Below are 7,034 nucleotides of genomic sequence, written 5' to 3' on the forward strand. Positions count from 1 at the left end.
ATGCAAAAAAGAAAATTTGGAATTGTGGTTGATTCTACTTGTGGCAGTAATTATGGTAAAAATTTATTTAATGATATTTCCATAGTTCCTTTAACTGTGATGGTTGATGGACAAGATTATATTGACGGTACCATCGATAATGAAAAATTACTTCAATTTATTGATCAAAAACGTAAGGTGACTACTAGTCAACCTAATCCAGAGCTTTTTATTCAAGCTTTTCAAAAACAATTTGATTTAGGTTATCAACATATTATTTGTTTAACTTTGTCACATAAATTAAGTGGAACTGTTAATAGTGCTCTTTTGGCTAAAAAGATATTAAATGAATCAAGAATTACTGTGATTGATACTGAAAATGTTGGTCCTGCAGTTATTTTCGCTTTAAAAAGAATTCATTATTTATTAGAGCAAAATCCTAATATTATCCCTCAAGCATTAGCTTTACAAATTAAACAAGAACAAGATCAAGGGGTCTTATTTTGTACTGTTGAAAACTTAAAAATATTAGCTTATAATGGGCGTATTAGTAAATTTAGGGCTCTTCTGGGCAATCTTTTAAGGGTTCATACTATTTTGAAATTTCAAAAAAGTATTTTATTGATAGAAAAGAAAGTTCGTAGTTTTAAAAAATGTCTTGATTATTTAATTAACAAAAGCATAGATTGTAAAACATCCAATAATATATTAGATATACAAGTGATTTATGTTGATGATGATCGAAATGCACAAGAACTTATGACTCAAATTAAGAAAATAGGTGATCCTCAAATTCAAATTTCGTTGTATGGAAAAATTTCTTCTGTTATAGCTGCTCATATTGGTTATAAAGGTTTTGGCTTATATATTAATGAAATTAAAAAATAAGTTTCATTTGGTATATTGCAAATATAATTTTAAGATGATATAAGTTTAAAGGAAGAATATATGATTATTTTATCTTTTGAAACTAGTTGTGATGAGACCAGTGTTGCTGTGACGCAAGATGGGAAAACAGTTTTATCTAATATTGTTTTTTCTCAAATTAAATATCATCAAATTTTTGGTGGTGTAGTTCCTGAAATAGCATCACGCAAACATATTCAATTTATGACTTTGGTGTTGGAACAAGCTTTAAAAGAAGCACAAGTTCAACCTCAAGATATTGATTTAGTGGCGGTTACCCATGGACCTGGTTTAATTGGTTCTTTATTAATTGGCATCAATGCTGCTAATGTTTTTGCTTATGTTCATCAAAAACCTCTTTTAGGCATTAATCACTTATTAGGACATGTTTATGCGGCTCAAATTGAGCACGAAATTAAACCTCCAGCATTAGTTCTTTTAATTTCAGGAGGACATACTGAATTGCTTTATTTAAAAGAACATGGGCAAATTGAAGTTTTAGGAACCACTTTAGATGATGCTGTGGGAGAAGTTTATGATAAAATTGCTAAAGTACTTCAATTACCATATCCTGGAGGCCCTTTGATTGATCAATTAGCTCAACAAGGGCAAGATACTTATTGTTTCGTGAGACCTTATTTAAAAAATAATAATTTAAATTTTAGTTTTTCGGGTCTTAAAAGTCATTTAGTTAATTTAATTCTTAATCGAAATATTGATACTTTAAATGTTTCAAATATTTGTGCTTCTTTTCAAGCTAGTGTGATTGATGTTTTGTTTGAAAAAACTAAAAGAGCGTTAACAAAATATCCTGTTAAGCAGTTAATTGTAACAGGTGGAGTGGCTTCTAATATGGGTTTAAGACATAAATTTAGTAGTTGCTTTACACATTTAGAAGTTATTTTTCCAAGTGTTGCTTATTGTACTGATCAAGCAGCTATGATAGGGATTGCTGCTTATTATCAAAATAAAATTACTAAAGCTACTTATAAATATGATTTAACTGCCTTACCTAATTTAACTTTTTAATAAATTAATATAAAAGAGACTTTTATAAGTCTCTTTTTTTGTTTTAATAAAATGTGATCCAAAATATAAAAAAACAAGTAAAATACTCAGATATCAAGATTATATGAGCATAAAACTTGTTTTTTTTTTTTTTTGGTGTATAATTGTAATTAATAGTTATTTATTGATGACTATTAAACTTAACACATAAGAAAATAAAAAGTAAAGAGGGTTAATTTTTAAATGCAAAAACAAAAGAAATATAAAAATTATTACATTTTATTATTTTTAATATTTAATATTTTAATTTATTTTAACTATAATAATTTTATTTATGCAGATGTTCCTCCAACAAACTCACCTGAAGAAGTCGATAATTCCACAACTACGAATGATCCACAACAAAATAGCGATGCACATCAAAGATTTATAGATGCTTATAAAATTGCGAAGTTGAATGAATTCAAAACAACATTATGTAATTATGAAATAGTAGCACAAGTAAATCAATTACCTGTTAATAAATGGGAATTTAAATTTATCGATACAAAAAATACAAATATTGTAAAACATTTAAAATTAACTTTTAATGAAATACAAAATGATGAAAATTATGTTTACTATCAAATAAAAAATGATAATGAAAATTATAATTATATATGTAAATTTAATAAAAATACAAATAAAATTATTACAAGCACGTATTATCAACCAAATAGCGAAAAGATAGATTTTATGCATGAATTCGATCCACAAAGTGGTGAATTAATTAAAACAACTTCTTATAAAAGCAATGGGAATGATATTGTATATATTACACAATATGAATATCATAGTAATGGGAAATTGATTAAAGGTACAGAAAAACTGATGAACCCCGAAAAACTTCTTTGTATTAACGAATATGACCCAACAACAGGTAAACAAATCAAAATAACCCGATGCAAACCAGATGGCACTATTTCTTTCATTCGAGAATACAATTCAACAACAGGCAACCAAACCAAACTTACGTGGTACGACCGAAACGGTACCATTTTCTTAATCGACGAATTCGACCCAACAACAGGCAACCGAATCAAAGCAACCAAATACAACCCAGATAGAACAATTAAATTTATTTTCGAATATAACCCATTCACATCTAAACCAACCAAATCAACCAACTACCACAACGGAACCATTTCCTTCATCGACGAATACAACCCAACAACAGGCAACCGAATCAAAACAACCCAATATAACGAAGATGGTAAAACAATTGCTTTTGTTAAAGATGAAAATGATAATATTATTTTAAATAATTCTAACAATAATCCACCTCAAGAATCATTAATCAATAAACTAACAAATAGAACAACGATTCGTATTACAGAAAGAAACCAAACACAAGCAAAAGAAACTATTCTGCAAGGGAATTCTTCTTTTCAAGATGAAACATTAATGGTTGAATTTCCACAAAATGAAAACTTTGTAGTGGTTAGTTCTAACAAATATAGTGGTAGAGTTCAAATCCCTTTTGAAATCGCTAATATAGAGGTATCACAAACATCTAATAATCCTAATAATGCAGATAATTTAAATAATAACAACATACAAGAAGATAAATCCAAATCAACAATGAAGCTATCAAACCCACCAAAAGATAAATCTCATAAAATGACTATAATCATAATTACCATAATCATTGCTCTTATTGCAGGAGGAATGGGTGGTTATTATTATTACATGAAAAAAATAGTTAAAAGGAACACTAAATAAATCTATTAAAATGCAGAAAGGGAAAAATAAATGGAAAAAAATAAAAAGATAATTTTATTACTTCAAAAACTATCTTGTATCATCATTTGTTTTATATTTTTAGGAAATATGATAGTTAATCTTGTTGTACATGGCACAACACACAATCAACAAGATCAATTACCAGATAAAGTTCAAAATACAAACTTAGGTTTATTAGAATATGCACTAGAAAGCGATATTAAGAAAGCATTACAGCAAAAGAATCCAACTTTAACTAATGATGATATAAATAATTTACAAGTTAATTTTATTCTTGATACAAACAAAGCAACTCTTACTTCTAGTCAATTATCAGGCGCAGTTGAAGTAATTTTTGAAATTAAACAAAAATTGAACCAAAAAATTAATAATAATATAGATTTAGGAACATTAAATTATAAAAAAGAAGAGGACGTTAAACAAGCGTTAAAAAAATTAAAAGAAGCAAATAAAATATCTTTAAACGATCAACAAATTGATAAGTTAAAAGTGGACTTCATTCCTTACCAAAATAAAGCAAATATTGCGTCTGATGAATTTAGTGGTCAAGTACAAGTAACTTTTAGCAAAGATTTTCTACCCAATGTTATAATAAGCGAAGAAATTAAAAAAGAATTTGAACATATTATCAGATATTTTAAAGATTTTCAAATATATAAAGATGTAGGAGCTACACTACCAAAAGGATATATTTTGCATGGTCCTCCTGGAACAGGTAAAACTTATATTGTTGAACAATTAGAAAAAGAATTAGAAGGAGCTTATTTTATTTATAGATCAGGACCTGAATTTACAACATCGAGAGTAGGAGCTAGTGAAACATTAGTAAGAGATATGTTTAAAACAGCACAACATCAAAATAAACCTTGTGTTATTTTTATTGATGAAATTGATGCTATTCTTAGTAAAAGAGGTGCTACTGAAGGAGATTCAGGAGGAGCTGTTAGGAGTCATAATTCAACTGTTAACCAATTTTTAACAGAATTAGATGGCTTTAAAAAACATCCTTATCCTATTATTGTAATTGGTGCCACCAATAAAGTAGAATTATTAGATGAAGCAGTTGTGCGTCCAGGAAGATTAGAAAAAAAGATTTTAATTAGTTTACCCAACAAAGAAGATACTAAAAAAATATTAGCTTTGTATCTTAAAAAAATTAATCTTGCATCAGATTTAAAAGAACATGGTCAATTAAAAGATGAATTTTTAAATTCATTGGCAGAACAATGTTATGAATTAAAAATGAGTCCTGCTTCAATTAAATATTTTGTCAATGAAGCTGCTTTGATGGCTGTCGAACAAGAAGGTGAAGCAACTATTTCTCAAAATAACTTACAAAAAGCTTTAGATAAATATCAAGATGAACAACTTAAAAAAATTATTAAACCACAAAACTTAGAAACTAAAACTTTTAGCATTACAGAAAGCATACTATTGTGGAGCGCTATTTTAACTTTTGTTATCTTATTGATTTTATGTAGTTATTTATTTTTTAAAAAATATCAAAAAAAACAACAACTTAAAATTTGGGGAGGAAATTAAAAAATGCCAAAAATATTAAGAATGTTAAAAAAACCAAAAACTATAATAATTTTAAGTATGACAAGTTTACTTTTATATTTGCTCTTTTTTGAATTAAGGCAACAATGGGAAGATCAAAACGGTTATTTGAATCCCATAGCATTAATCGAAAAAATAGAACAAACAGATGTTAAAGAATTAAAATCAATTAAAATAAGGATGTTAGGGGGAAGCATTACTAGACATTCAGAAGGAATTGAAAAAGTAATTGTTGAAACTAAAAATGACGGAACATGGTATACTCATGCTGATACTCAATTTATGTTTGTTCACTTTCTTCATAAATTAGAAAAAATTGGTGATGAAAAAGGAAAATTAATTACTTATCTTAACAATAAGCAATATTTTCAAACTAAACCATTTAGCATTGTTTTAAATCCTCTTTTAGGTATTTTATCTTCGGTATCTTCTGTTTGGTGGATGATTTATCTTTATAGAACAAGAGCATTTAACAAAAAAGATAATAATTTTGCAATCACCAATAAACAAAAACAAATCACTTTCAAAGATGTTGCAGGCAATGAAGAAGAAAAAGCAGAATTAGTCGAAATGGTTGATTTCTTAAAACAACCTCAAAAATATCATAATATGGGTTCTCAAATTCCTAAAGGAGTTTTATTATCAGGGCCTCCTGGAACAGGAAAAACCTTACTTGCCAAAGCTTTAGCAGGAGAAGCAGGTGTTCCTTTTTACTCCGTAGCAGGTTCAGAATTTGTTGAAGTATATGTTGGAGTTGGTGCATCCCGTATTCGTGAATTATTTAAAGAAGTAAGAAAAAATGCCCCTTGTGTCTTATTCATTGATGAAATAGAGGTATTAGGAGGACAAAGAGGTGGTCATTCTTTTAATTCAGAAAAAGACCAAACCCTAAATCAACTTCTAACTGAAATGGATGGCTTTAATCCTTCTGCAGGAATTATTATTGTAGCAGCTACTAATAGATCTGATATGCTTGATGCTGCCTTGTTGCGCCCCGGAAGATTTGACCGTCGTATTATGGTAACTCTTCCTGATGTTAAAGCCAGAGAAGCTATTTTAAAACTTCATGCTCAAAACAAAAAATTAGTTAAAGATATTGATTTTCATCAATTAGCCAAACAAACTCCTGGTATGAGTGGAGCAGAACTTGCTGCTGTATTAAATGAAGCCTCTATTTTAACTGTTAGAAATAATGAAAAACTAATTACTATGGATACCTTACAAGAAGCAATTGATCGTGTTTGGATGGGTCCTGCGAAAAAATCACGTAAATATACCGAAGAAGAAAGAAAAGAAACTGCCTATCATGAAGCAGGACATGCTGTTATTGGATTAAAAGTAAAAGATGCTCCTGCAATTCAAAAAATTACCATTGTTCCACGTGGACAAGCAGGTGGTTATGTTTTATTTATGGAAGAAAAAGAATTATTTTTCCATTCTAAAAAACGTTTTCAAGCAAATATTGTATGTTCTTTGGCAGGAAGGGCAGCTGAAGAAATGATCTTTGGACTTGATAATATTAGTGATGGATGTTTCTCAGATTTTCAATCAGCTACTAGAGTAGCCCGTGCAATGGTTACTAAATACGGAATGAGTGATTTAGGATTAATGCAAGATTCACCATTTGCAGATAAAAAAGCTATTAATGATGCTATGAAAAAAATTATTGATAATTGTTATCAAATTGCTCAAGATGTATTAAAAGAAAACCAAGATTTACTTCATAAAATAGCTAATTTATTACTGGAAAAAGAAACTATTATCAAAGAAGAAATTGATAAATTAGTTTAATTATTAAC

The 7,034-nt window shown here is 28.3% G+C and carries 5 protein-coding genes; all 5 read left to right on the forward strand.

Features of this window, described 5'->3' with window-relative positions:
• The 5 genes from CHTY_RS02910 to ftsH all read left to right on the forward strand — a co-directional run bounded on the left by CHTY_RS02910 (position 1) and on the right by ftsH (position 7,026).
• Positions 1 to 867, forward strand: coding sequence for a DegV family protein (locus CHTY_RS02910; RefSeq protein ID WP_203552427.1), 867 nt, complete (start codon positions 1 to 3; stop codon positions 865 to 867).
• Between the two features lie 60 nt (positions 868 to 927).
• Positions 928 to 1,914: a tRNA (adenosine(37)-N6)-threonylcarbamoyltransferase complex transferase subunit TsaD gene (gene tsaD, locus CHTY_RS02915; protein ID WP_203552428.1), complete on the forward strand. Its 987-nt coding sequence runs from the start codon at positions 928 to 930 to the stop codon at positions 1,912 to 1,914.
• 222 nt (positions 1,915 to 2,136) lie between these two features.
• Complete coding sequence (locus CHTY_RS02920) at positions 2,137 to 3,654, forward strand: DUF2963 domain-containing protein (protein WP_203552429.1); 1,518 nt, start codon at positions 2,137 to 2,139, stop codon at positions 3,652 to 3,654.
• Positions 3,655 to 3,684: 30 nt separating this feature from the next.
• A complete protein-coding gene (locus CHTY_RS02925; protein WP_203552430.1) occupies positions 3,685 to 5,217 on the forward strand; it encodes an ATP-binding protein in 1,533 nt (510 codons plus the stop codon).
• Positions 5,218 to 5,220: 3 nt separating this feature from the next.
• Positions 5,221 to 7,026 carry an ATP-dependent zinc metalloprotease FtsH gene (gene ftsH, locus CHTY_RS02930; protein ID WP_246454105.1) on the forward strand — a complete coding sequence of 602 codons (1,806 nt, stop codon included), beginning with the start codon at positions 5,221 to 5,223 and terminating at the stop codon, positions 7,024 to 7,026.
• The last annotated feature ends 8 nt before the right edge of the window (positions 7,027 to 7,034 follow it).

The organism is Candidatus Phytoplasma meliae (genome assembly GCF_016876135.2).

Excerpts from the sequence above, each read along its gene's own strand:
- ftsH (WP_246454105.1), top strand. The coding sequence starts at position 5,221 with ATGCCAAAAATATTAAGAATGTTAAAAAAACCAAAAACTATAATAATT.
- CHTY_RS02925 (WP_203552430.1), top strand. The coding sequence starts at position 3,685 with ATGGAAAAAAATAAAAAGATAATTTTATTACTTCAAAAACTATCTTGT.
- CHTY_RS02910 (WP_203552427.1), top strand. The coding sequence starts at position 1 with ATGCAAAAAAGAAAATTTGGAATTGTGGTTGATTCTACTTGTGGCAGT.
- CHTY_RS02920 (WP_203552429.1), top strand. The coding sequence starts at position 2,137 with ATGCAAAAACAAAAGAAATATAAAAATTATTACATTTTATTATTTTTA.
- tsaD (WP_203552428.1), top strand. The coding sequence starts at position 928 with ATGATTATTTTATCTTTTGAAACTAGTTGTGATGAGACCAGTGTTGCT.